General features: G+C 34.1%; 18 protein-coding genes and 1 pseudogene. 11 read left to right on the top strand and 8 right to left on the bottom strand.

Annotated features, from left to right (window positions below; genetic code table 11):
* Positions 1-79: 79 nt before the first annotated feature.
* From BLT84_RS09045 to kdsA, 4 genes are all read right to left on the bottom strand, one after another.
* On the bottom strand, positions 80-937 hold the full coding sequence (locus tag BLT84_RS09045) for a universal stress protein (protein ID WP_091264745.1): 858 nt from the start codon (positions 935-937) through the stop codon (positions 80-82).
* Positions 938-943: 6 nt separating this feature from the next.
* Entirely contained in the window at positions 944-2,569 is a 1,626-nt protein-coding gene (locus BLT84_RS09050; RefSeq protein WP_091264749.1) for a BCCT family transporter, read from the bottom strand.
* 68 nt (positions 2,570-2,637) lie between these two features.
* Complete coding sequence (locus BLT84_RS09055; protein WP_091264752.1) at positions 2,638-3,789, bottom strand: hypothetical protein; 1,152 nt, start codon at positions 3,787-3,789, stop codon at positions 2,638-2,640.
* Between the two features lie 250 nt (positions 3,790-4,039).
* The gene (kdsA, locus tag BLT84_RS09060; protein WP_091264756.1) at positions 4,040-4,861 is read right to left on the bottom strand and encodes a 3-deoxy-8-phosphooctulonate synthase; all 822 of its coding nucleotides are present in this window, start codon (positions 4,859-4,861) and stop codon (positions 4,040-4,042) included.
* A gap of 201 nt (positions 4,862-5,062) precedes the next feature.
* On the opposite strand from kdsA, the gene BLT84_RS16080 reads away from it, so the two are divergent.
* Positions 5,063-5,224, top strand: coding sequence for a hypothetical protein (locus BLT84_RS16080; RefSeq protein ID WP_157717924.1), 162 nt, complete (start codon positions 5,063-5,065; stop codon positions 5,222-5,224).
* Between the two features lie 232 nt (positions 5,225-5,456).
* A complete protein-coding gene (gene typA, locus BLT84_RS09065; protein ID WP_091264760.1) occupies positions 5,457-7,256 on the top strand; it encodes a translational GTPase TypA in 1,800 nt (599 codons plus the stop codon).
* Positions 7,257-7,737: 481 nt separating this feature from the next.
* On the opposite strand, the gene BLT84_RS09070 is transcribed toward typA, so the two are convergent.
* Complete coding sequence (locus tag BLT84_RS09070; protein ID WP_034890646.1) at positions 7,738-8,421, bottom strand: cell division ATP-binding protein FtsE; 684 nt, start codon at positions 8,419-8,421, stop codon at positions 7,738-7,740.
* 245 nt (positions 8,422-8,666) lie between these two features.
* Between BLT84_RS09070 and BLT84_RS09075 the strand changes: the two genes are divergently transcribed.
* The 4 genes from BLT84_RS09075 to BLT84_RS09090 all read left to right on the top strand — a co-directional run bounded on the left by BLT84_RS09075 (position 8,667) and on the right by BLT84_RS09090 (position 16,579).
* Positions 8,667-11,687: a tetratricopeptide repeat protein gene (locus tag BLT84_RS09075; RefSeq protein WP_091264765.1), complete on the top strand. Its 3,021-nt coding sequence runs from the start codon at positions 8,667-8,669 to the stop codon at positions 11,685-11,687.
* Between the two features lie 33 nt (positions 11,688-11,720).
* Positions 11,721-13,451 (top strand): TonB-dependent receptor, encoded by a 1,731-nt coding sequence (locus BLT84_RS09080; protein WP_091264768.1) that lies wholly within the window; start codon positions 11,721-11,723, stop codon positions 13,449-13,451.
* A 291-nt stretch (positions 13,452-13,742) separates the two neighbouring features.
* Entirely contained in the window at positions 13,743-14,864 is a 1,122-nt protein-coding gene (locus tag BLT84_RS09085; protein WP_091264772.1) for a hypothetical protein, read from the top strand.
* An 83-nt stretch (positions 14,865-14,947) separates the two neighbouring features.
* Positions 14,948-16,579: an amidohydrolase gene (locus BLT84_RS09090; protein ID WP_091264775.1), complete on the top strand. Its 1,632-nt coding sequence runs from the start codon at positions 14,948-14,950 to the stop codon at positions 16,577-16,579.
* Between the two features lie 61 nt (positions 16,580-16,640).
* Here the strand turns inward: BLT84_RS09090 and BLT84_RS09095 are convergent, their stop codons facing one another.
* Positions 16,641-17,423, bottom strand: coding sequence for a hypothetical protein (locus BLT84_RS09095; RefSeq protein WP_091264778.1), 783 nt, complete (start codon positions 17,421-17,423; stop codon positions 16,641-16,643).
* An 84-nt stretch (positions 17,424-17,507) separates the two neighbouring features.
* Positions 17,508-18,245, bottom strand: coding sequence for a class I SAM-dependent methyltransferase (locus tag BLT84_RS09100; RefSeq protein WP_091264782.1), 738 nt, complete (start codon positions 18,243-18,245; stop codon positions 17,508-17,510).
* An 11-nt stretch (positions 18,246-18,256) separates the two neighbouring features.
* On the opposite strand from BLT84_RS09100, the gene BLT84_RS09105 reads away from it, so the two are divergent.
* On the top strand, positions 18,257-18,751 hold the full coding sequence (locus BLT84_RS09105; protein WP_091264786.1) for a YkgJ family cysteine cluster protein: 495 nt from the start codon (positions 18,257-18,259) through the stop codon (positions 18,749-18,751).
* A 136-nt stretch (positions 18,752-18,887) separates the two neighbouring features.
* Positions 18,888-19,214: pseudogene (locus BLT84_RS09110) on the top strand (thioredoxin family protein); the annotation flags it as partial.
* Positions 19,215-19,654: 440 nt separating this feature from the next.
* Here BLT84_RS09110 and BLT84_RS09115 read toward each other — a convergent pair.
* Positions 19,655-20,893, bottom strand: coding sequence for an exo-beta-N-acetylmuramidase NamZ domain-containing protein (locus tag BLT84_RS09115; protein WP_172822449.1), 1,239 nt, complete (start codon positions 20,891-20,893; stop codon positions 19,655-19,657).
* Between the two features lie 10 nt (positions 20,894-20,903).
* On the opposite strand from BLT84_RS09115, the gene BLT84_RS09120 reads away from it, so the two are divergent.
* The 3 genes from BLT84_RS09120 (at position 20,904) to BLT84_RS09130 (ending at position 25,357) form a co-directional block, all read left to right on the top strand.
* Positions 20,904-22,139 (top strand): ABC transporter permease, encoded by a 1,236-nt coding sequence (locus BLT84_RS09120; protein ID WP_091264796.1) that lies wholly within the window; start codon positions 20,904-20,906, stop codon positions 22,137-22,139.
* An 81-nt stretch (positions 22,140-22,220) separates the two neighbouring features.
* Positions 22,221-23,201 (top strand): PLP-dependent cysteine synthase family protein, encoded by a 981-nt coding sequence (locus BLT84_RS09125; RefSeq protein ID WP_091264800.1) that lies wholly within the window; start codon positions 22,221-22,223, stop codon positions 23,199-23,201.
* 44 nt (positions 23,202-23,245) lie between these two features.
* Positions 23,246-25,357, top strand: a complete 2,112-nt coding sequence (locus BLT84_RS09130; RefSeq protein WP_091264804.1) for an amino acid carrier protein — start codon at positions 23,246-23,248, stop codon at positions 25,355-25,357.
* Positions 25,358-25,365 lie beyond the last annotated feature (8 nt).

Raw genomic sequence — 25,365 nt, forward strand, 5'->3', positions numbered from 1 at the left:
ATAAGTTTCAATAAGAATATCTAAAAAACTGAAAAGCTATTATCCATCTATAACAGCTTTTCAGTTTTTTAATTAACTCCTATTTAGCAATCCACATGGCTATTTCCAGATCCTGATTAAAGAGTTCATCGGTTATACTACCAATAAGTAAGGAAGAAAAAGTATTGCCTCCTTTATCTCCAACAATCAAAAGATCTACATTAGAATGTTTAGCGCTAGTACTCAGTTTTTTGGCTACTCCAGAATCTCTACCGGGTATGATTTCTAATTCTAACTCATGTTTTAAGTGAAGTTTTTTACAGAATTTTAAATAACGTTCCTTTAGATGCTTTTCTATTTTAAGATCTAAATTCTCCTTTGGTACATAGGGAGAGAATTGAACTGGCATATTATAGACATAAACAGCTTTTGCGGTTGCTTTGGTAAATTCTAATAGATTGTCTGTTAGGTGAAAAACTTTTTTAGAAGCTTGAGAAAAATCGGTACCTGCCCAGATATTAGATATCTCAGGTTTAAAATTATTCGGAATGGATAGAATGTTACATTTAAGCATGCGTAACAACTTACCGCTTACAACTCCAGTCCCTCCATTTCTATTTTTATTACCAATAATTGCTAGATCTATTCTATATTTATTAACTATATAATTTATAAGAGATTCTGTATACGGATCTTCAGAAATAAGCACTTCCCATGCTACGGAATTACTAAATTTTTCTTCAACTTTTTCATTGAGCTCATCTCCAATGATCTCATCAAGATTTATATCTTTTAACTGCTCATGGAACAACTCAGATATTTCGTATTTCTTGATATTATGAACAAAGAAAACTTTGTCAACTTTAAGGGTTTCAGCAAGAAAGGAAGCATAATTGATAAGGGTATCGTCAATGTCAGATAAATCTAGTGCTACCAGTATGTTTTTAAAATTGTACATAGAAACCTATTTTTGAATATTTTGCTGATTTGTATTTCGTTTCTTTACGATGCTAGAAACAATCTCTTCGTAATTCTCTAATTCTTTTTGAGAGTCTCTCTTTTTTAATTTTTCTAGATCTTCCGAAAGGCCTTTGTATAGGGAATAGCACATCACAATTAATATTAAAGCAAAGGGCAGTCCTGTTACTATAGAGGCTGTTTGTAATGCCTGTAATCCACCTCCAACTAGCAATACAGCAGCCACAGTTCCTTCAGCAAGTGCCCAAAATACTCGCTGGCCTACAGGAGCATCTATCTTTCCGCCAGATGTTAAACTGTCTACCACTAAAGATCCCGAATCTGAAGATGTTACAAAGAATCCTGCTATGAGAATGATCGCAACTATGTTTAAAACAAAAGAAAAGGGATAATCTTCTATAAATACAAATAGGGCAGTGGCAACATTATCATTTACTGCATTTATAATAGTGTCATCTCCAAGTAAAGCCATATGTAAAGAAGTACTTCCAAAGGCAGAGATCCAGAAAAATGTTACTAATGAAGGTACAAGTAAAACTCCAAGAATAAATTCTTTTACCGTCCTTCCTTTAGAAATTCTAGCAATGAACATTCCTACAAAAGGAGACCAAGCAATCCACCATCCCCAATAAAAAACCGTCCAGTTATTCTGCCAAGAAGTCCCTGTGTAACTTTCTGTCCAACTAGCAATGTTTAGAAAGCTAGAAAAATAACTTCCAGTATTTTGAATAAAAGATTTAAAGATAAAAATGGTTGGTCCTAATACTACCACTAGGAGTAAGAATAGCACTGCAACGCGCATATTCCATTCACTTAAGAATTTTACTCCCTTGTCTACACCTAATACTACAGAAACTGTGGCAATTAATGTAATTCCTGCAATTAATAGAATTTGAGTTTGGACGCCACTGTCTATATCAAATAGATGATTTAAACCTGCAGCTATTTGTTGAACACCCATACCTAAAGAAGTTGCTAATCCAAAAAGAGTAGCTAATACAGCAAAAATATCTATGGCATCTCCAATTTTTCCATAGATCTTATCTCCCAAAAATGGATAGAATACAGAACGAATAGTCAATGGAAGTCCGCGGGAGTAGGTAAAATAAGCTAAAGATAATCCAACTAGTGCGTAGACAGCCCATGCATGAAACCCCCAGTGTAAAAACGTGAATTTCATAGCCTCTTTAGCTGCCTCGGCAGTTTCACCTTGGGCCATTGGCGGACTGAGGAAATGATATATGGGTTCTGATATACTCCAAAATAATAATCCTATTCCCATTCCTGCGCTAAAAAGCATGGCAAACCAGGAAAGTGTTTTAAATTCTGGTTTTGCAGACTGTCCTCCAATTCTAATATTACCAAACTTGCTAAATGCCAGGTAAATCATAAAGATCAAAAAGATGTTCACGCTTAGAATAAAGAACCACCCAGCCTTATTTGCAACAAAATCTTGAATTGAGGTAAAGTATTGTTCTGCTCTTTCTTTATATAGTAGGGTTAAGGTGATAATTAAAATTATAATGATGGCAGAAGTAAAAAATACTGGACCATTAACTTCTAACCCGAATATGGACTTCCTTTCATCACTTCTTATAATTTTCTTAGCCATAAATTGTTCTGTTTTATTTGATGTTTATTTGTTTTCTGTGAATTAGTAAAATTAGTTTGGTTAGAATATTAAAAATAGTAGCCTATGTTGATATTGAATCTCGCTTCCCATTTTGCATCTGGGTTTCCGGTGGAGAAATCATCTACAAAATTTCCACCCAGCCAAGAGTGATTATATCCCGCGGCATAGTCTACATACGTATATACATTACCTGCAGTAATCATAACTCCGGTAACATTGGTATATGAATCTTCAAAATCTGAAGCTTTCTTTTGCATGAACCCGAAATCATTGTAGAATTGTAAACCAGATATAGGGCCAAAGGCTACTGGAACATTTCTTGAAATTCCAAAAGTATAAACATTAAAATCTGCGGCAACTTCATAAGGAATTCCGTAGGCAGCCATTACTACTATATCCCGGGATTCTCCAAGAGCATTCTTTGGTTGGTGCGCTGCTATAATAAATTGTGCTTTTGCATTCCACTTTTCAGTAGTTAATTCGTAATGGGCGGCAAAAGCAGAATGGTCTCCTAAAGCTTCCGTGTCCAGATTATAAAGTTTTCCATATTCGGCAGAGAGTCCAAGCCTACTTTTTACATTTTTCCCAAACTTATAGATAAACTTTCCATTGAATTGATTGATCTCTTTATTTCTACCTGCAATATCATAGGAATATCGATTGGGCGATATTTCAGTATTATTCCCAAATCTTAATTCTTCAGCATTTTTAAAGAAGGCAAGTTGATATTCAAAACTTTCTCCTGTATGAATATATTTTACTCCCATATCATAATCATCTTCCAAACCTGCATAATAGGCTATGTTTAGGAAAAAGTTGGAAGAATTATATCGTTGAATTCCAAATGGAACTTGGGTAAGCCCGAGATGAATTTGATCTTGTTCGTTAAAATTATAACCCATCCATCCTTGCTTTAAGAAACCACCTCCAAAACCTTCTGAGTAGAATCTATACTCTGCATTTAGAAAAATTCCTTTATAAGCAGCTTTTGCATTTATTCTAAACACATCAAAACCCAGATCTCCTCCGCGTTTTTTCTGTCCGTCTTTCCAGGATGATAAATTATAATTAAAGCGAAGTGCTCCGCCTAATTTTAGTTGTAAACTGTCTTGCGCATTAGCCGGAAAAAAGCTGCATAGCGCTAGAAGCAGAATATAGAATTTTTTTGAAAATATAGATAGGGTAATGTTCTGTACCATGCAGTTAATTTTAATGTTAGCTAATCTTTGAGCTCTGAGAGGGGATATGCAATCTTCGCAATTTAAAATATCATAAAGTTTTTGAAGATAAATTTAAGAAAGCTATAACAAAATAATTGTCTAATGCATTGTTGTTTAGTGAATTGAGGTAGTTTGGAATTTTTTTAGCTTATAGGATATTTAAATTTAAGGCATAAAAAAAGCCGACGCTATGTCCGGCTTTTATCTTGAAAATGAAATTATTGAAATATTACTTTAAAGAATTTACTGTTTTTCTGATGGCTACCAGATTAGTTAATAACTTTTCTAAATATTGCAGATCCAGCATATTGGCTCCGTCACTTTTTGCATTTGCAGGATCAAAGTGAGTTTCTATAAACAAACCATCTACGTTGTTCACTATTCCAGCTCTCGCAATAGTCTCTATCATATCTGGTCTTCCACCAGTTACGCCACTGCTTTGATTTGGTTGTTGTAAAGAATGGGTTACATCTAATACTGTAGGTGCATATTGGCGCATTGTAGGAATACCTCTAAAATCTACGATCATATCCTGATATCCAAACATAGTACCTCTATCTGTGATCATAACTTGCTCATTATTGCAATCTGTAACCTTGGTAACAGCATGCTTCATGCTCTCCGGACTCATAAACTGACCTTTCTTTAGGTTTACCACCTTACCGGTTTCTGCTGCAGCCACAACAAGATCTGTTTGGCGTACCAAGAATGCAGGTATTTGTAATACATCTACATATTCTGCCGCAAGAGCGGCATCGCTTATTTCATGAATATCTGTTACTGATGGAACTTTGAAAGTTTCAGAAACCTTTCTTAAGATCTTTAATGCCTTCTCATCACCAATTCCAGTAAAACTATCAATACGACTACGATTTGCTTTTTTAAAGGAGCCTTTAAAAATAAAAGGGATCTCTAGTTTATCTGTAATAGAAAGGATCTTTTCTGCAATTCTTAAAGCCATTGCTTCCCCTTCAATAGCACATGGTCCTGCAAGTAGAAAAAAGTTGTTGGCATTAAGATGTTTTATCTGTGGAATCTTTTCAAGTTTCATATAAAGTATTTTAAGAACAAAGATAACAGAAATTAAAAGCGTTTACAATGCATATAAATACAGGTTTTCCTCCATGCCATTTTTAAGAGTGGGAAAATCTAATTGATCTTCTAATAGTTTATATTAGTATTGATCTTATCTTTTGATATTTAAGGGTTTTGTTAGAAATGATGTTTAACTAGATTTTATACATTTCAGAGTATGAAAGAATCATCTGTGAAACATAAATTATGGTTATGGCGTTTTGCTAGTGCTGATTGTGGTGATCATGAGGTAGATTTTCATGAATCTGTTTCTGATACCAGAATTAAGATAATGGTTGAAGGTTTAAAGAAAAATATTAAAATATATCGGAAAATGTAATCCTTTATAATATTTAGGTTCAATAGGATTCATGGCTAATTATTAGATGTGATTTTCTATTTAATACTTCCAATTTTTTATGTCTTGATGCTAATTGAATAATTGTCTGTGAGTTAAACATTTTAAAGCTTTTCGAAATAAAAGATAAAAACTTAATTTATATAGACTCTTGCTTATAGTAAATTTCATAAAATAAAACGTACCTTTGCAGCCTTAAAAATGAGGCGTTTATATGACAGCTATTAAAAACATTGCAATTATTGCACACGTTGACCACGGTAAAACTACCTTGGTTGATAAAATTATGTACCATTGCCAACTTTTCCGTGAAAACGAAAATACAGGTGATCTAATTTTAGATAACAACGATCTTGAGAGAGAACGAGGAATTACAATTACCTCTAAGAACGTTTCTGTAGTTTACAAAGACACAAAGATCAATATCATCGATACTCCTGGTCACGCCGATTTTGGTGGAGAGGTAGAGCGAGTGTTGAACATGGCAGACGGAGTTTTACTTTTAGTAGATGCTTTTGAGGGACCTATGCCTCAAACTCGTTTCGTATTACAAAAAGCGATCGACCTTGGGTTAAAACCATGTGTTGTTGTAAATAAAGTTGATAAAGAAAACTGTACTCCAGAAGAAGTTCATGAGAAGGTTTTTGATCTTATGTTCGAATTAGGAGCAGAAGAATGGCAACTAGATTTCCCAACCGTTTACGGTTCAGCTAAGAATAACTGGATGAGTGACGATTGGAGAAACCAAACTGAAAATATCGAGCCATTATTAGATATGGTTCTAGAACATATTAAATCTCCAGTAATTGAAGAAGGAACAACTCAAATGTTGATCACTTCTTTAGATTTTTCATCTTTTACAGGACGAATTGCAATTGGAAGATTACAAAGAGGAAAATTAAAAGAAGGAATGCAGGTTTCTTTGGTGAAGCGTGATGGAAGCATCAAGAAAACCAAGATCAAGGAACTTCATACTTTTGAAGGTTTAGGAAGAAGAAAGATTGATGAAGTTGAAGCAGGTGATATCTGTGCGATCGTAGGTCTTGAAGGATTTGAAATTGGCGATACCGTTGCAGATCTTGAAAATCCAGAGGGATTAAAGACTATCGCTATTGATGAGCCTACCATGAGTATGCTTTTCACGATTAACGATTCTCCTTTCTTTGGTCAGGATGGTAAATTTGTTACTTCTAGACATATTAGAGAGCGTTTAGCTAAAGAACTTGAAAAGAACCTTGCGCTTAAAGTGGAAGCTACAGATAGTGCAGATAAATTCATGGTATTTGGTCGTGGTGTACTTCATTTATCTGTTCTTATTGAAACAATGAGAAGAGAAGGTTATGAGCTTCAGATCGGTCAGCCACAGGTAATTATCAAGGAAATAGATGGTGTTAAATGTGAGCCGGTAGAAGAAATGACTATAGATCTTCCGGAAGTGGTTTCTGGGAAAGCTGTGGAAATGGTTTCTATGAGAAAAGGAGAGATGACGAGTATGGAAGCTAAAGGTGACCGTATGACTATCCAATTCATGATCCCATCTCGTGGAATTATTGGTTTAAGAAATAACTTGCTTACTGCAACTGCAGGAGAAGCTATCATGTCTCACCGTTTTAAAGAATACCAACCGTTAAAAGGTGGTATCCCAGAACGTCAGAATGGTTCTTTAGTTTCTATGGAAAGAGGAAAAGCGATTCCTTATTCTATAGATAAGTTACAAGATAGAGGAAAGTTCTTCGTTGATCCGGGAGAAGATATTTATGAAGGTCAGGTTATTGGAGAGAATTCTCGTCAAGATGATATGGCTGTGAATATTACCAAAACTAAAAAAATGTCTAACGTACGTTCTTCTGGAGCAGATGATAAAGCGAAAATTGTTCCGGCAATTAAATTCTCTTTAGAAGAAGCTTTAGAATACATTCAGAAAGATGAGTATGTAGAGGTTACTCCTCATCATATTCGTTTACGTAAGATCTATCTTACCGAAAATGAACGTAAGAGAAATAAGATCAATTAATTTGATCCAATTACTATAAAAAAATCCCGATCTTTTCAGATCGGGATTTTTTGTTTTTATAATTTTTCTAAGCGGATAACTGAACATAGTTATTTCAAATTATGTCATCCTGAATTTATTTCAGGTTCTAGTTAAGAATGTTTCAGTTAAATTGAGATCTTGATTAAAAACGAATCGTTACTTTCTTAATTTAATTCATGCTTTTATCTTTCCAATAAATAAGGGATTACATCTAAAAGAATGATTAATTATACTGTGAGATTTCTCAATCGCTAAAAGGCTCCTTTGAAATGATATAAAGGAAATACATAGCTTTTTCAGATATTAATGGTTGCAAAAAAAAGTTTTTGAAGAATCCTTATCCTGCATTTATTTCAGCATCTGGAATAATAAAAGAAGCTAAATCAAATTCAGCTTGATGAAAATTCATAAAATAAATGTCTCCCCGAGCGGAGTCGAGAGGTTAATCTCTAGATCAATATTAAATAGATTTTTGTACAACTTCAAAAACACGCTCTCCATCACATTTTAATGTTTTTGAAGGATATTTAAGCAATAACGCATAATCATGCGTGGCCATTAAAATGGTATTTCCGTTTTTGCTAATTTCTTGTAAAACTTCCATTACTTCCACAGAAGTTTGAGGATCTAAATTTCCGGTAGGCTCATCTGCTAGTATCAATTCAGGATCATTCAATAGAGCTCTTGCAATAGCAATACGTTGCTGCTCTCCACCAGAAAGTTGGTAAGGAAATTTAAAACCTTTAGTTTTCATACCAACCTTATCCAGTACTTCATCTATCTTTCTGTCCATAGAAGCTTTGTCTTTCCAACCTGTAGCTTTAAGAACGAACATTAAATTCTCTCTGATATTTCTATCATTTAATAATTTAAAATCTTGAAATACCACTCCTAATTTTCTTCTTAGAAATGGAATGTCCTTCTCTTTAAGTGTTCTAAGGTTGTAATCTACAATAGTTCCTTCACCTTCTGTTAAAGGGAGATCTCCATATAATGTTTTCATGAAACTACTCTTTCCTGTACCGGTTTTACCAATAAGATACACAAAGTCTCCTTTATTGATCTTTACATCAACTTCAGATAAAATAAGATTTTCGCGCTGGTAGATAGCAGCATTATTTAATTCTAGAACAGTTTGCGACATAAAAAATAAGGTTTCAGATTCTGAAGGTTAAAATTATGGGTAAATATACAGTTTTCCGAAGTTTTTAATAGTTCTTTTTATTAATGGTACACCAATTGATTTGGATGCTTCTTTCCATGTTATATAATTATATTGAATAGTATGGATTTGCACTTTTTTTTACATTAACATAATTATCACAGTATACTTACGTTATTAAATGAGTGTTTAAATTATCTTTGATTCATCAACCTAAAAATTATTTAATGACACAACGTAAAGCTTCTCTATTAGTTGTTTTTCTTCTTTCCATTAATTCCATTTTTGCTCAGCAAACAGCGATCTATACCAATAATCTGGTAGCATATAATCGCGCTTTGGAATTGTATAATAATAAGCAATATTTAGCCGCTCAAAATATCTTTGATGAGGTTAAAGATGAAACTGAAGATGAAAAAATAAAGTCTGATTGTGCTTACTACATTGCAAATGCAGCAGTAAGATTAGGGCAACCCGGTGCAGACGATCTTATGCAAGAATTTGTAGAAAGATATCCAACCAGTACCAAACGAAATTCTGCATTTTTAGATGTTGCAGATTATTATTTTGAAACAGGAAAATATTCTCTTGCCAGAAGATGGTATGATAAAGTAGAGGAGAAGGGAATGAATCGAAAAGATAAGGAACGCTATAACTTTAATAATGGTTATGCTTACTTCCAGTCTAAGCAGTTTGATGAAGCTCAAATCTACCTACAAAGAGTACGTGATTCTAAAGAGTATGGTGCTCAGGCAAAATATTATTTAGGATATATGGCTTATGAAGGAGATGATTATGAACAAGCCAATGATCTTTTTGAAGAAGTAAAGGGGAATGACAGATATTCTGAAAATCTTTCTTATTTCCAAAGTGACATGAATTTTAAACTTGGAAATTTTCAAAAGGCAGTAGATCTAGGATTAGAGCAATTGCCAACTGCCAATAGAAACGAGATTTCGCAACTGAATAAGATAATTGGAGAAAGCTATTTCAATTTAGGAGAATATGAAAAAGCAATTCCATATTTAAAAGAATATAAAGGCCTTCAAGGTAAATGGACCAATACAGATTATTATCAACTTGGGTATGCTTACTATAAACAGGGAGATTTTGAAAGTGCTATTTCAGAATTTAATAAGATCATAGATGGTAATAACTCTATAGCTCAAAATGCATACTATCACTTAGCGCAGTCTTATTTAAATCTAGATCAAAAACAGCAAGCACTAAATGCATTTAAAAATGCAAGTGAGATGAATTTTGATGTTAAGATCCAAGAAGATGCCTTGCTTAATTACGCGAAGTTAAGTTATGAGATTGGAAATAGTTATGAGAGTCCTTCTCGAGTACTGCTTACTTATTTAGAAAAATATCCAAACTCTCCGGTAAAAGATCAGATGGAGACTTTATTGATAGACTCTTTTATAACTTCTAAAAATTATGAAGAAGCTATGAGTTTGTTAGAGAATAATAGAAACTTCACAGATAAGGTAGCCTACCAAAAAGTGGCTTATTACTACGGACTGGAACTTTATGAAAATGGAAAGTACGAAGAAGCAAGTAAGAATTTTGATAAGTCGCTTTCAGAAAGAAGAGATGCTGTAATTACAGCTAAAGCAACTTTCTGGAAAGCAGAATCAGATTTTAATTTGAATAGAATGAGAGAGGCCTTAGTGGGCTATAAGGAATTTGCAGGAATGAGCGGTGCAAAGGGAACTTCAGAAATGGAGAATATCGATTATAACATTGCATATAGCTATTTTAAGCAGAAAGAATATGATAGTGCTATAGATTATTTTAAGAGATTCTCTAATTCATCTGCTGCAGATAAGGCACGAAAAAATGATGCACTTACAAGATTGGGCGATACTTATTTTGTTACAAGTAAATACTGGCCTGCAATGGATGCATACAATGCAGCTTTAGAAATGAATGTTGGCAATCAGGACTACGCTGCCTACCAAAAAGCAATTAGCTACGGATTTGTTAATAGAAATGATAGTAAAATTCAGGATCTAAGCGGGTTTATGAATAAATACCCTCGCTCTTCTTACCGCGATGATGCTTTGTATGAATTAGGAAATACATACGTAGCTATGGAAAATACTTCTCAGGCTATAGAAGCTTACAATAGATTGATAAGAGATTTGCCTGGAAGTGCATTTGTTCCGCAAGCGATGCTAAAGCAAGGTTTAATCTATTATAATTCCGACCAGTCTAATAAAGCATTAGAAAGATTTAAAAAAGTGGTTGCAGATTTTCCTAATACTCCAGAGTCTATGCAGGCGGTTTCTACAGCGAGATTGATCTATATCGATCTTGGTAGAACAGATGAATATGCAAACTGGGTTAAGAATGTAGATTTTGTTGAAGTTTCTGATGCAGATCTTGATAATACCACCTTCGAAGCAGCAGAAAAGCAATATCTAAATAATAATACGGCAGCAGCTAAAACAGGTTTTGAGAAGTATTTGGCAAGTTTCCCAAATGGATTGAACTCTCTTAAGAGTAGTTTCTATTTAGGACAGCTTTATTTTAGAGACAATCAAAAGGAGAAAGCAGTAGCTAGATATAAATTTGTTGTTGATAAGCCAAGAAGTGAATTTTCTGAGCAAGCTTTAGCAAGACTATCCCAGATCTACTTAGAAAAAAGAGATTATAAGCAAGCTTTACCATTGCTTAAAAGATTAGAAAGTGAAGCAGATTTTGCTCAAAATGAGATCTATGCTAAGTCCAATCTGATGAAATCTTATTATGAATTGAAAGATTACAATTTAGCAGTTACGTATGCAGAAAAGGTGTTGGCAAATAGTACAGTAGAGAATAATGTGAAAAGTGATGCTCACGTAATAATTGCACGTTCTGCTATGCAAACAGGTAATGAGAATAAAGCTAAAGCAGCCTATACAGAGGTGATAAAAATAGCATCTGGAGAATTAGCAGCAGAGGCTTTATACTATGACGCTTACTTTAAGAACAAAGATGGAAACTTTAAAGCATCTAATGAGTCTGTACAGAAATTAGCCAAAGATTATTCTGGATATAAGTTCTATGGAGCTAAAGGTTTGGTAGTAATGGCCAAGAACTTTTATGCCTTAAAAGATTCTTACCAGGCTACGTATATCTTAGATAATGTTATTAAGAATTTCAAGGATTATCCTGAGGTTGTTAAGGAAGCTCAGACAGAACTTAATAGAATTAAGATGGCAGAGTCTAAGACGAATGCATCTGTAGAAACAAAAAATTAATAACAGTTGAAACTAACAAATAAGAAAATCTCTATGCAAATTCTTTCATATAAAAGAAGCCTGATTTTACTTTCAATTTTATGTAGCGGCGCATTATTTGCCCAAGATAAACCTCTAGGAAGTGAGACCGTTATTGTAGTAAAGCCATATACCCCATCTGTAAATGATGCTTTTAAAATTAAAGAAACTCCTAAGCAGGGAGATTCTGTTAAACTGGATAAAAAACCTGTAAAATATAGTATTTTCTCTGTGCCTGTTGCTTCTACGTTTACACCTTCTAAAGGACGAGCAACACAGGTAGAGAAAGCAAAAAGAATAAAGTTGTTCGATAATTATGTAACCCTTGGGTTTGGAACCTATTCTAATGCTTTAGCAGAATTTTATACTAATTTTGAAGTTAGCAGAAGTGATAACTTCGGAATCTTTCTAACGCATAATTCTTCCCAAGGAGGAATTGAAGACGTGGTGTTGGAAGATAATTTTTACAATACAAATTTAAATTTGAACTATAATTCTAGAAATAGAAAAAGCTCATGGACTACAGAACTAGACCTAAAACATCAATTATTTAATTGGTACGGAGTTCCGGAAACTTTGGGACTTTCAAATAATCTTATTAGAGGTATAGATGCACAGCAAAATTATTATGCTGCAGGTGTTGGAGGAGAGTTACAATTGTACGATTCGTTCTTTAAGAAGGGGAGTGCTAATTACAGATATTTTGGTGACGACTTTAGTTCTACAGAACATAATTTTAAAGCAGATGCAAATTTTGAATTGAGTATTGCAGATGAATTAATAAATACTAAGATCTCTGCAGATGTTTTAAATGGAAGTTTTCAAAATGGATATCGAGATCTTAACTCTAAAGATTATACATGGATGAACTTTGGGGTTACTCCTAGTTTGGTGATCTTAAGAGACGATCTTACTTTGAATTTGGGAGCGTCTTTTGTTTATGGACTTGATGCAGAGAATAGTGATAATAGCGTATATATATATCCGCAAGTAACCGCTAGTTATAGAGTATATGGAGACATGTTCATTGCTTACGCAGGTTTAGAAGGTGGACTAAATCAAAATACCTACTATAATTTTGCTCAAGAAAACCCTTATGTCTCCCCAACCTTAGATATTAGACCTACAGATAGACCTTATGATGGTTATGTAGGCGCTAAAGGTAAACTCACAAACAGTATTTCCTATAATCTTCGTGGAGGGTATATGTCTGAGATCAATAGAGCTCTTTACCGTAATAATTATGAAGTTACTACTAATAAAGAGGGATATGCAAATGGGAACTCTTTTGGAGTAGTGTATGATGATCTAAAAACGTTTTCTGGTTTTGGAGAAATTAGTGTAGATGTAAATTCTAGTTTTAAATTAGGGTTAAACGCTACTTACTTTAGTTATAATGGAGAATTTGAAGCAGAAGCATGGAATTTACCAGATTATAAAGCATCTATTTTAGCCGACTATCAAATTACCAAGAAATGGTTTGCCGGTGCTAATATGTTCTTTGTAGGGGAAAGAAAAGATAGAGAAATTTATTTTGCTCCTGCAGATGGAAATAATTTTAGAACCGTTACTCTAGATCCTTATGTAGATCTTAATGCTAATCTAGGATATAGATTTAATGATCAACTGTCGATATTCGCTAAAGGGAATAATTTGCTTGGAGACAATTATAACAAATGGTCTAATTTTCCTGTGCAGGGAATACAAGTGATGGCAGGTGCAACATATAAATTTGATTGGAATTAAACTAAGATATTTCTTTACAAAAGGCTACCTGAAATAGGTAGCCTTTTTTTGTGCTTAAATCTTAGGTTGATCAAGATTTTAAATATTAGATTTTGCATCTAATTCGTTTTAAAAAAATTTTAATTATTTTGCTTTCAGGTTATTATACCTTGAAATCTCGAATGTTTTCTTAACAATAAAACAACATGCAAAACAATTATTTAATGTTGAATATGGTTTAATATTGCAAATTGAATTTAATTATAGAATTGTAAATTTTATTTTAACCCAATACTCTTTATAACTTAGTAAATGGCAAAATTTAAACGCAGTGACAGGTCTAAGCCCTATCTTAATATTCTGGACTTTATGGTTCAGGAAAAGACCTTTCTAGCAATTGTTATAGTTGGAATTGTTCTTGCCGGTATATTCACCGGGAATAGCCAGGCAGCAATGTGGTTAGGGTTTTTCTTCGCAGCATATGCTACTGTAGCCAATGATAGTATTCAATCATTAGGAACTTTTATTGAGAGTAATAAGAATCAAAGATGGTGGGTTCTATGGCTCTATATAGGGGGTATATTTTTGGTAACCGTAGCCTGGAGTTGGTATTATTTTGACGGTGACGTAACGTACCAAAGATTACTCAAAGCAGATGGATCTACAAATTATCCGCATCCACAAAACTTTAGTTTCTTTCAGATAATAGCTCCTTTGGTGTTATTAATCTTAACCAGATTGAGAATGCCGGTATCTACTACATTCTTAATATTAAGTGTATTTAGCGCAGATACTTCTGGTATTACATCTGTAATTTGGAAGAGTTGGACGGGTTATATTTTAGCCTTTATACTCTCCTTTTTAGTGTGGTATCTTTCATACAATGTAATTAGAAAGTTCTTTAAAAGTAGAAAATTTCATAATAGCTGGACGGTTGTTCAATGGTTAGTAAGTGGTACCTTATGGGGGGTTTGGGTAATGCAAGATGGAGCTAATATAGCCGTATTCTTACCAAGGCAACAAACCTTATTTCAATTTATAATATTTGCATTAGTGATATTTTTAGGTCTTGGGTTATTGTTCTATCTAAGAGGAGATAAAATTCAAAAAGTTGTAAGTGATAAAACTAGAATCTCAGATATTCGAGCAGCAACGCTGGTAGATCTAACCTATGTGATACTTCTTATATATAAATTATTTATTAGTACCGTTCCTATGAGTACAACTTGGGTATTCCTGGGGATAATTGGAGGTAGAGAAATCGCAATAAGTTTGGCTAGGAATAAGAAAGGTAAGAAACATCGTAAAAAAGCCGGTAAGATGATCTTTAAAGATTTTGCTTATGCTATGATAGGTCTTGTGGTTTCTATCGCTCTAGCTGCAGCAGCCAATCCAAGTATTAGAAGTGCTATTATAGAAGCTGTAGGATTATAGATAAGCTCAATAATTATAAATTATTATCAAATGCGTCTGTATGTTACAGGCGCATTTTCTATTTTTATAAAAATTTAAATTCTATGTTTAAAAAAATACTACCGGTCCTTGGTTTATCCTTGCTGATATTTTCATGTGATTCTTCTAAAAAAACAACCGCAGATCTTTTAGTTTTTAATGCTGATGTATATACCGTAGATTCTTCATTTAGCGCTGCCGAAGCCTTTGCTGTAAAAGACGGGAAGTTCTTAGAAATAGGGTCTGCTGAAAGCTTAAAGGATAAATATGATTTTAAGCAAGAGCTTAATGTAAATGGAAAAGCAGTTTTTCCCGGTTTTATAGATGCCCATACCCATTTTTATAGATTGGGACTACAACAACAAAAAGTAGATCTTACAGGGACTAAGAGCTTCTCTGAAGTGGTGCAGAAAATTGTAGATTTTCAGAAAGAAAGAAATTTAGATTTCATTACCGGAAGAGGCTGGGATCAAAACGATTGGGATATCAAAGAATTTCCAACTAAAGATACCTTAGATATTTTATTTCCTGATACTCCAATTGCGATAACAAGAATAGATGGGCACGCCTTACTTGCTAATCAGGCGGCCTTAGATAAAGCCAATATTACTGCTTCTACAAAAACATCTGGTGGTGAGATAGAGATGAAAGATGGAAAGCTAACAGGAATACTTATAGATAACCCTATGGATTTGGTTCAAAAGGCACAGCTAGAACCAACAACCCAAGAAAATATTGCCGCTTTATTAGAAGCTCAAAAGATCTGCTTTAGTTATGGTCTTACCACCGTAGACGATGCAGGATTAGATAGAAGTACAATAGAACTTATAGATAGTTTGCAGCAGGCAGGAACTCTTAAAATGAGAGTTTATGCAATGATCTCTAATACTCCCGAAAATCTAGATTACTACTTAGATAAAGATCTTTTAAAAACGGATAGATTAAACGTTAGATCTGTAAAGTTCTATGGAGATGGAGCATTAGGATCTCGAGGAGCCGCATTAAAAAAAGAATATTCAGATAAGCATGATCATTTTGGAGCTCTCCTTTCTCCAGTTAAAGACTTTAAAGAAACAGCAATTAGGATTGCTAACTCCAAATTTCAAATGAATACACATGCAATTGGAGATTCTGCAAATGGCTTGGTGTTAAAAACCTACGATTCACTTTTAAAATCAGATCCCAACAGGAGATGGAGAGTAGAACATGCTCAGGTAATAGACTCTATAGATTTTAAATATTTTAGCAAGAATATCATTCCTTCTGTGCAACCTACACATGCTACCAGTGATATGTATTGGGCGGAAGATAGACTTGGAGCTAAAAGAATTAAGGGAGCTTATGCCTTTAAAAAATTATTAGACGTGGCGGGAATAGTTTCACTAGGAACAGATTTTCCTGTAGAAGAAGTTAGTCCATTCTATACATTTTATGCTGCAGTTGCTAGAAAAGATCTACAGCAATTTCCAGAAGGCGGTTATAGAGTAGAAGAAGCACTATCTAGAGAACAAACCTTGAGAGGAATGACTATCTGGGCAGCTTATAGCAATTTTGAAGAAGATGAAAAAGGGAGTATAGAAGTAGGTAAATTTGCAGACTTCGTTATTTTGGATAAAGATATTATGAAAGTGAACGAGGATGAAATTCCAAATATTGAAGTGTTGCAGACTTATATAAATGGTGAAAAAGTCTACTAATAATATAGTTTAAATAAAAAAGGGTTCCTAAATCAGGAACCCTTTTTTATTTCAATTTAATTTATTTACCTCCATTGGCTATTAGATCTTGTGCACAAAGATCTTCTAGTCTCGGGATATTGTTGCCGTCAATAAAATCTGTTAAGCTACCACCAAATTGGGCATTAGCACTCATTAGACATCCGGCTATATTACAATGTGCTGGGTTGTTACTGTCTTCATGTGCAACCTGCATCGGGCTTCCCTTATCTACTAAACCGAATAAATGTCCAAATTCATGATTGAAAGTAGTGCTTTCTACACTGGTTTTATCTGGAGCATTTGTTCTGTCTGATATGTTTTGTACTGTTTTTCCGAAGATCACTAAAGAGGTATTTCTAAAGGCAGAACCTAGTACCACTTTATTATTATCATCTCCCTCTTTACTTCCATCTGCGATGTAAATAAATACAGAAATTTCATCTCCGGTAGTATATACAATTCTATTTTCAGATTCTATCGCTGCGATCTCTTCTATAGAAAAAGGGGCTTTTCCAGAAGAAGCAATAGCTCTAGTAGTTATATTAATACCATCTGGCTTATGGGTTCTTCGAGATAAGAATTCTTTAAGATTTGCTAGTGTCCCCGAAGTTGGAGCATAGCCAGTAACATAAACAATTTCTACATTTATAGAGGTGTATTTAACATCGCTTAAAAGATCATTCGCAGAGCTTCCAAGAGCTTTTAAATTTGCGCTTTTATCTATTTTTGGAACACCATTAGAATTGGTACCAGGATCATCTTTAGAACAACCAATTATAAATAAGAAGAGAAGGGCTATGGAAAATATTCTTTGGAACTTCATTTTAGAACTTTTGAATAATCAATTTTAAAACTATAAATATAAAGATATCTAAGCAATTAGGTGATATTCTCAGGTAAATAAGGGTTATAGTACTTTAAGCTTCGCCAGATAATCATAATGATCTCCTTTTTTGATTAATTCACAACTAAAGCCATTCTTGTTTGCTGCTAGTTCTAAGGAGGGAAAATCTAAATAAAGCCAGTTGAACTTATTAGCAGTTTCGCCTTTATAGCTTATGCTAAACTCTAACTCCCCATAATAACCTTGATCGGGGTCTACCCATATTCCGCCATCTTCATCAGGATCTAATAAATAACTGAGGTCTGAAGAATCAATTAATAGCTGTCCGTTTGTAGTCATTAAGGCTTTGGAATGCTCAAAGAACCTATCTAGATTAGAAAGTTTTTCAATAATTCCGGTTCCGTTCATCATAAAAAGCAGCGTATCATATTTCTCTGCATTCCAATTAAAATAATCCTGCACTTTTACATTTTTACATCCTCTTAATTTACAAATTTCTATTGCACCTTTAGAAATATCTATGCCAGTTACATCCAAGTCTTTTTGCTGCTGAAGATAGAGGGTATGACTTCCAGCTCCGCATCCAACATCAAGTACTTTTCCATAAGATTTATTAAGTGCTTCCTTCTCTAATGCAGGCATCTCCTCGTAATTCCTAAATAGAACAGATACCGGAATAATATCATCATCAAAATCTGGGGAATGCACAATGATATCAGTTTCGTCTTGATGATGATGATAGGCAAAAATTGCCTTTCCAAACACGTCTATATCTTGCTTATTTTTGTCTTGCTTCTTCATATCTTTGCTTCATGGATGAAATTTTAAAAGATCTCCCCCAAAAGGCCAAAGATAAGCATAAGGAAAATAAAAAGTTCTTTACAAAACTTCGTAAAAAGCCACCAAAAAATCTAGACTCTCAAATGCAGGTAATGCATGAAGAGGAATTTGAACGTACAAATTGCTTAGCCTGTGCAAATTGCTGTAAAACTACAGGACCTTTATTTACAAATAAAGATATTGAGAGAATTGCTAAGCATTTTAGGCAGAAACCATCTCAGTTTATAGAAACGTATTTAAGAGTAGATGAAGATAATGATCATGTGTTGCAGCAAGTACCTTGTACTTTTTTAGGAGCAGATAATTATTGTTCTATATATGATGTTAGACCTAAAGCTTGCAGAGAATATCCTCATACAGATAGAAAAGACTTTCATAAGATATCCAGTATTAATATAAAGAATACATTTATATGTCCTGCTGCTTATAATATCGTAGAAGAAATGAAAAAGCGAATAAAGGTGTAAAAATTTTTGTAATTAGATAGGCATAATTCTATTTTCCCCACAAAAGATTATGTTTATGTGTAAAATAGTTTCTTTTTTATTTTTTATAATTAGTGTTAATTCTTTTTCTCAGGTTGGGTAGACTTCTTCTTTTAATGATGCTCAAAAGCTTGCTATAGCTACAGATAAACTTTTTCTGGTAGATTTTTGGGCAACGTGGTTTGGACCTTGTAAGAAAATGGAAAGGGAATCTTGGAATAATGCAGAGATCAGAAAAATATCTAAGAGCTATATTCCTTTAATGGTAGACCTAGTCAAAAGAACAGAGTTGGCAAGACAATATGGGGTAAATGCAATTCCATTATTGTTGATAATTGATGCAAGCGGCGAATTAGTGTTCAGCCAAGTTGGCTACATGAATAAAGATCAGGTGAGTGTTATATTAAAAAAAATACGCTTTAAATACTCGCTTTATGCGAGCTGAAAATCTTAATTATTTCAGGCATCATGATTATGCTACAGGGATTAGATTAGCTCAAAAATATATCGATTTTAGCCAATATCTACAGAAAGATATACAACAAGAATTTTTAAGCTTGGCGAGTAATTATTTGTGAAATGGCGAAAAGATGCTTTGTAGAAAGCAGCGTAATTATGCAGATATGAAGGAGAAAGTTGATCTGATGGAAATGTAAATAGATTTGTACCAGGATAATACTGGTAGTGTAGAAAAAAAGCTTCTTAAAGATCTTGAGATCACTAGCTTATCTAAAGATAATAAGTTGATGTACACATAATTAAACTATTGTGTATCACTTAAAAATCAGGACACAACCGCAATAGATAAATGGAAAAAACAACTTGTAAGTGTAGATAATTCTGGAGCGTATCTTAAAAAGTCTAAGCAGTTTTTAGATTAAATTGTTATTTATAAAGTATATAATTTTCTCTAATCTTATTGAATTTCTCTAATCCTAATGCCCATGTTTCTCTGATTTCTTTTTCGGAAAGTCCGCTTTCTATTTGATTTTGAAGCTCATTTCCACCTGCTAATTTTGCGAAGAAATTATTAAAGAAACCAGATTTACTGTTGGTGTTATTATAGGCTTCAATAAGCCATTCTAGGTTTATATGGTTCAACCTTTTAGTATTGGTTAGGTCTCTTCCGTAACATTTTTCGCCTAGATGTTTTGGACTTTTTGCTCCTTCTTTAGATTCTGGTATATACGAATAATCAAAATAGGCCTTATTTAAGGTAGGAGATCCAAACACTTGAAATTGGTGATCTGTACCTCTTCCGGCATTAACATTGGTACCTTCAAAAAAGCATATACTTGGATAAAGATTAATGGCTCTATCATTTGGTAAGTTAGGGGAAGGTTTAATAGGCAGGCTATATTCGGTTTGATGTGTGTAATTTTCTACAGCTATTACGCTAAGATCACATTGTACTGCATTCTTAAGCCAGTTCTCGCCATTTATCATTTTAGCATACTCACCCATAGTAAGTCCGTGAACCACAGGTACCGGATGCATGCCTACAAAACTTTGAAATTCAGGATCTAAAATTGGTCCGTCTACATAATGTCCGTTAGGGTTTGGCCGATCTAATACTATAAGCTTAATGTTGTTTTCTGCACAAGCTTCCATAACGTAATGTAAAGAAGAAATATAGGTATAAAACCTAGCTCCCACATCCTGAATATCAAAAATGATAATATCCAGATCTTTTATTTGTTCTGGTTTTGGCTTTTTATTATCTCCGTAAAGAGAAATAACATTTAAACCGGTTTTTGGATCTTTTCCGTCTTTTACGTGTTCTCCTGCATCTGCATTTCCTCTAAATCCATGTTCTGGAGCAAAAACCTTTTTGATGTTCACTTTAAGAGCTACCAAAGAATCTACTAAGTGCGTATAGCTTATTTTATTGGGGTCTTTAGTCTCAGCTTTAAAAATTACAGAACTTTGATTTCCTACAATTCCAACTCGCTTATTCTTTAATAGAGGTAGATATTCTGAAATTCTATTGGCTCCAACTATCACGGTGGCACTTTCAGATTTAACTGCTTTGGTATCCTCTATATTCTGACCTGAACTTCTTCCGCAGGAAACTAAGGCTATAAGAACGAATAAAAATGTATTTTTGAATAATATTTTAACCATAACAGACGTCTTGAATTTCGAATTTTTTATCGCCAAAAGGCTTATAAGTACTAAAAAGTATAAAAGTAGTATTTCGGCACCAATAATAAAAATAGCCATTGCAGCTATAGCTATTGGGGTAATAATGATGTTGGTTTCTTTTGCTACGGGAATAGGTCTTCAAAAAAAGATCAGGGAAAAAATAGCAGCGTTCAACGGTCATATCTTTATAGAAAGTTACGATAATAATAGTTCTCAGGTTTCTTTAAAACCGGTTTCATTAGACCAGGAATTCTATCCAGAATTTAAGAATGTTGCTGGAATTTCTCATGTACAGGCAGTGGCTACAAAAGCCGGAATTATAAGAACTGAAACAGATTTTGAAGGGATTATTGTTAAAGGAGTTGGTGCAGATTTTAATTCGAATAATTTTAATGATTTTTTAGTTGAAGGAGAGCTGCCTAATTTTTCGAATAATTTAAATGATGAGCTTTTAATCTCTAGTTATTTAGCAAGCCGATTAGGTTTTGCGCTAGGAGATAAAGTTATAACCTACTTTCCTCGGGAAGGTTTTGATAAAAGTCCGCTACTAAGAGTTTTCAAGATAAAAGGTATTTATAACTCCGGCTTTCAGGAATTTGATGAGTTGTATATTTTGGCAGATATAAGACATATTCAGCGTTTAAATGATTGGTCTAAAACAGAAGTTGGTGGCTTTGAGGTGTTCATTGAAAATTTTGATGAATTGGACCAAAAGGGCGGGGAGGTTTATGATAACACAAATTCTTTCTTAGATGTTCAAACCATCAAACAAAAATATTACTCCATTTTTGAGTGGCTATCCCTGTTCGACTTTAATATTGCGCTAATTATTGTTATCATGATCATAGTTGCGGGAATTAATATGATCACCGCTCTTTTAGTTCTCATTCTAGAAAGAACTCAGATGATTGGTATCTTAAAAGCATTAGGAGGAAGTAATTGGAGTGTTAGAAAAATTTTTCTTTATAACGCTTCCTATCTAATTATTCTTGGATTATTCTGGGGAAATCTTATTGGTCTTGGACTTTTATTTATTCAGAAATATTTTAAGATATTCCCTTTAAATCCTGAAACGTATTATGTTACCGAAGTTCCGGTGTATATAGGCTGGCAGTATATAGTAGGAGTAAATTTAGGAACCCTTATTCTTTGTGTACTTATGCTTTTGATCCCCTCTGTCATTATATCGAAAATATCGCCGGTAAAAGCTATGAAGTTTGAATAATGTTTAAGTAAAGATACTAAGAACCCAAATTTTTGGAATCGATTTAAGATAAAAGTACCTTTGCCCCTTCAAAATAAAATTATGAATTACGCTGAAAATATATTAGGCACTATAGGAAACACTCCTATGGTTAAGATGAATAGGCTTACTAAAGATATAGATGCTTTGGTTCTTGCTAAATATGAAACCTTTAATCCTGGAAATTCTGTAAAAGATAGAATGGCCGTTAAGATGATTGAAGCTGCAGAAGCAGACGGAAGATTAAAGCCAGGAGGAACCATTATAGAAGGAACTTCAGGGAATACCGGGATGGGATTAGCACTAGTAGCTATTATAAAAGGTTATAAAATGATCTGCGTGCTTAGTGATAAGCAAAGTAAAGAGAAAATGGATATCCTTAGAGCTGTAGGTAGTGAAGTAGTAGTTTGCCCTACAGACGTGGAACCAGAAGATCCAAGATCTTACTACTCTACTTCTAAGCGATTGGCAGAAGAAACACCTAATTCCTGGTATGTAAATCAATATGATAACCCTGCAAATGCTCAGGCTCATTATGAAAGCACAGGTCCCGAGATTTGGGAACAAACAGATGGTAAGGTTACACACTTTGTGGTAGGTGTGGGTACCGGAGGAACCATATCTGGAGTGGGGAAGTATTTAAAGGAGAAAAACCCAAATATAAAAATATGGGGAATAGATACTTATGGTTCTGTCTTTAAGAAATACCATGAAACCGGAGTGTTTGATGAAAAAGAAATATATCCTTATGTTACAGAAGGAATAGGCGAAGATATACTTCCGGAGAACGTAGATTTTAAAATCATTGATGGGTTTACTAAGGTTACAGATAAAGATGCTGCAGTATATACCCGAAGATTGGCAAAAGAAGAAGGGATGTTCTTGGGGAATAGTGCAGGAGCAGCTGTAAAAGGCTTACTTCAACTTAAAGACCATTTTAAGAAGGACGATGTAGTGGTGGTTTTATTTCATGACCACGGGAGTAGGTATGTTGGAAAAATGTACAATGATGATTGGATGAAAAAAATGGGTTATCTTGAATAAGATTTTTATATAGAGTATATTAATAATTAAAAAACAAATACAATATGATGAAGAATTCGTGGTTGTTAACCAGTTTATTCTTAATTATAACGCTCATTACAAGTGCACAAAGTAATGTAAATGAAAGCTCAGATCTTGAGGTTTCTTTAGAATTAATCAATCCCTCTAAGGAGATTAATGATGGTGTTGCCAGAATAGATGTTAAAGGAGGAGCAGCTCCCTATAAGTATAAGTGGAGTAAACAAAGCTCAGCTTTAGATTCTTATGAGTCTAAAGGATTAACAGAAGGCCTTACCCATTCTGTGAAAGTAACAGATTCAAAAGGGAGAACACTAGCAAAAGATTTTAAAATACCTGCAGAGGCAATAACAGAAATTGTAAACAGTAAAGTTCAACCTGCTGTAGATTTCCTTGGTGGTATACTTTTCTGGGATCCTTTCGCGGCAACAGGCATTTATGATCCTGTAGTTTATACTAATGAAAAAGAAATTCCTGTTCCGGGTTGGAATGCTACTACAAATACTACATATGTTTTAAAAAGCTGGCTTGTAGAAGAAGGAGCAAAGGTAAGTGAAGGAGATAAGATAGCGATTGTAAATGGCGATTCTGGAGAGGAGATAGATGTCTTCTCTGATGTTACCGGAACTATTAATTTTCTTGCTAAAGAAGGCGCAGAGATATTTGATCCTAATGATAAGGTCGACGTGATCGAGCAAAATGCACATATGCTTGCAAAGATCACTTTTAAAGATCCTCAACCTCTTCATCATCCAAATGGTGATCTAAGAACTAATTCCATACCTTTTATTGTTATCTGGTTAATTCTTGGTAGCATCTTTTTTACATTCAGGCTGGGATTTGTTAATTTAACTGGTTTTAGACACTCTATACAATTAGCTCGAGGAAAATTTGATGATCCGGATGCGCCAGGAAGAATTACTCATTTTCAAGCAATGGCAACGGCGGTTTCTGCCACTGTTGGATTAGGAAATATTGCAGGTGTTGCAGTTGCAATTTCATTGGGTGGTGCTGGAGCTACCTTTTGGATGTTCTGTGCTGGATTCTTTGCAATGTCCTTAAAATTTACAGAATGTACGCTAGGAGTAAAATATAGAGACATCCATGAAGATGGAAGAATCTTTGGTGGGCCTATGAATTATTTGCGTGACGGACTAGAGAAACGCAATATGAAAGCGCTTGGGAAATTTCTTGCCGTACTATTTGCTGTGCTGGGAGTAGGAGCCTCTTTTGGAGGAGGAAATATGATACAATCTAATCAGGCTTATAAAATAGTTTCTGAGCAGTTACCATTTCTTGAAGGATATGGATTCTTATTTGGGGTTGGTTTTGCTGTATTGGTAGGTGCCGTAATCTTAGGAGGTATTAATAGTATAGCTCGTGTAACAGGAAAAGTGGTTCCTGTAATGGCAATTATTTATATTCTTGGATGTGCGGTAGTTATAGGAACCAACATAGAAAATATTGGTGCGGCCTTTTCTGCAATATATAACGGAGCATTTTCCGCAAGCGCCTTAAAGGGTGGTTTTATAGGAGTGTTAATAATAGGTTTACAAAGAGCAGCTTTTTCTAGTGAGGCTGGGGTAGGTTCTGCAGCCATAGCGCATAGTGCTACCAAAACCAATAATCCTATTGCAGATGGCTTTACTTCTCTAGTTGAACCTTTTATAGATACTATGGTAGTATGTACCATGACAGCCCTGGTGCTTATTTTTACAGGTATGCATGAAGTTGGTGGTGGTATGAAAGGGGTAGAGCTAACCTCTGATGCATTTGGAAGTGTTATTTCATGGTTTCCATCTGTTCTTGCGGTTGCAGTTTTTCTTTTCGCATTTTCTACGATGGTCTCTTGGTCTTATTATGGGATGAGATCATGGACGTATCTTTTTGGTCAAAGTAAAAGATCTGAAGTTATTTATAAAGTGCTATTCTTAGTATTTGTAGTATTAGGTGCATCTGCAAGTTTAGGTGCTGTATTAAGTTTTTCTGATATGATGATCTTAGCGATGTCATTCCCTAATATTATCGGTCTCTATATCATGTCTTCGGAAGTACGAAAAGACATGAAAATATATCTGAAAAAACTGAAAAATGGAGAACTCTATATAAATCCTAAATATGAGAAAACCTCTGATTAAAGTTTGTC

The organism is Gillisia sp. Hel1_33_143 (assembly GCF_900104765.1).
Lineage (GTDB): Bacteria > Bacteroidota > Bacteroidia > Flavobacteriales > Flavobacteriaceae > Gillisia.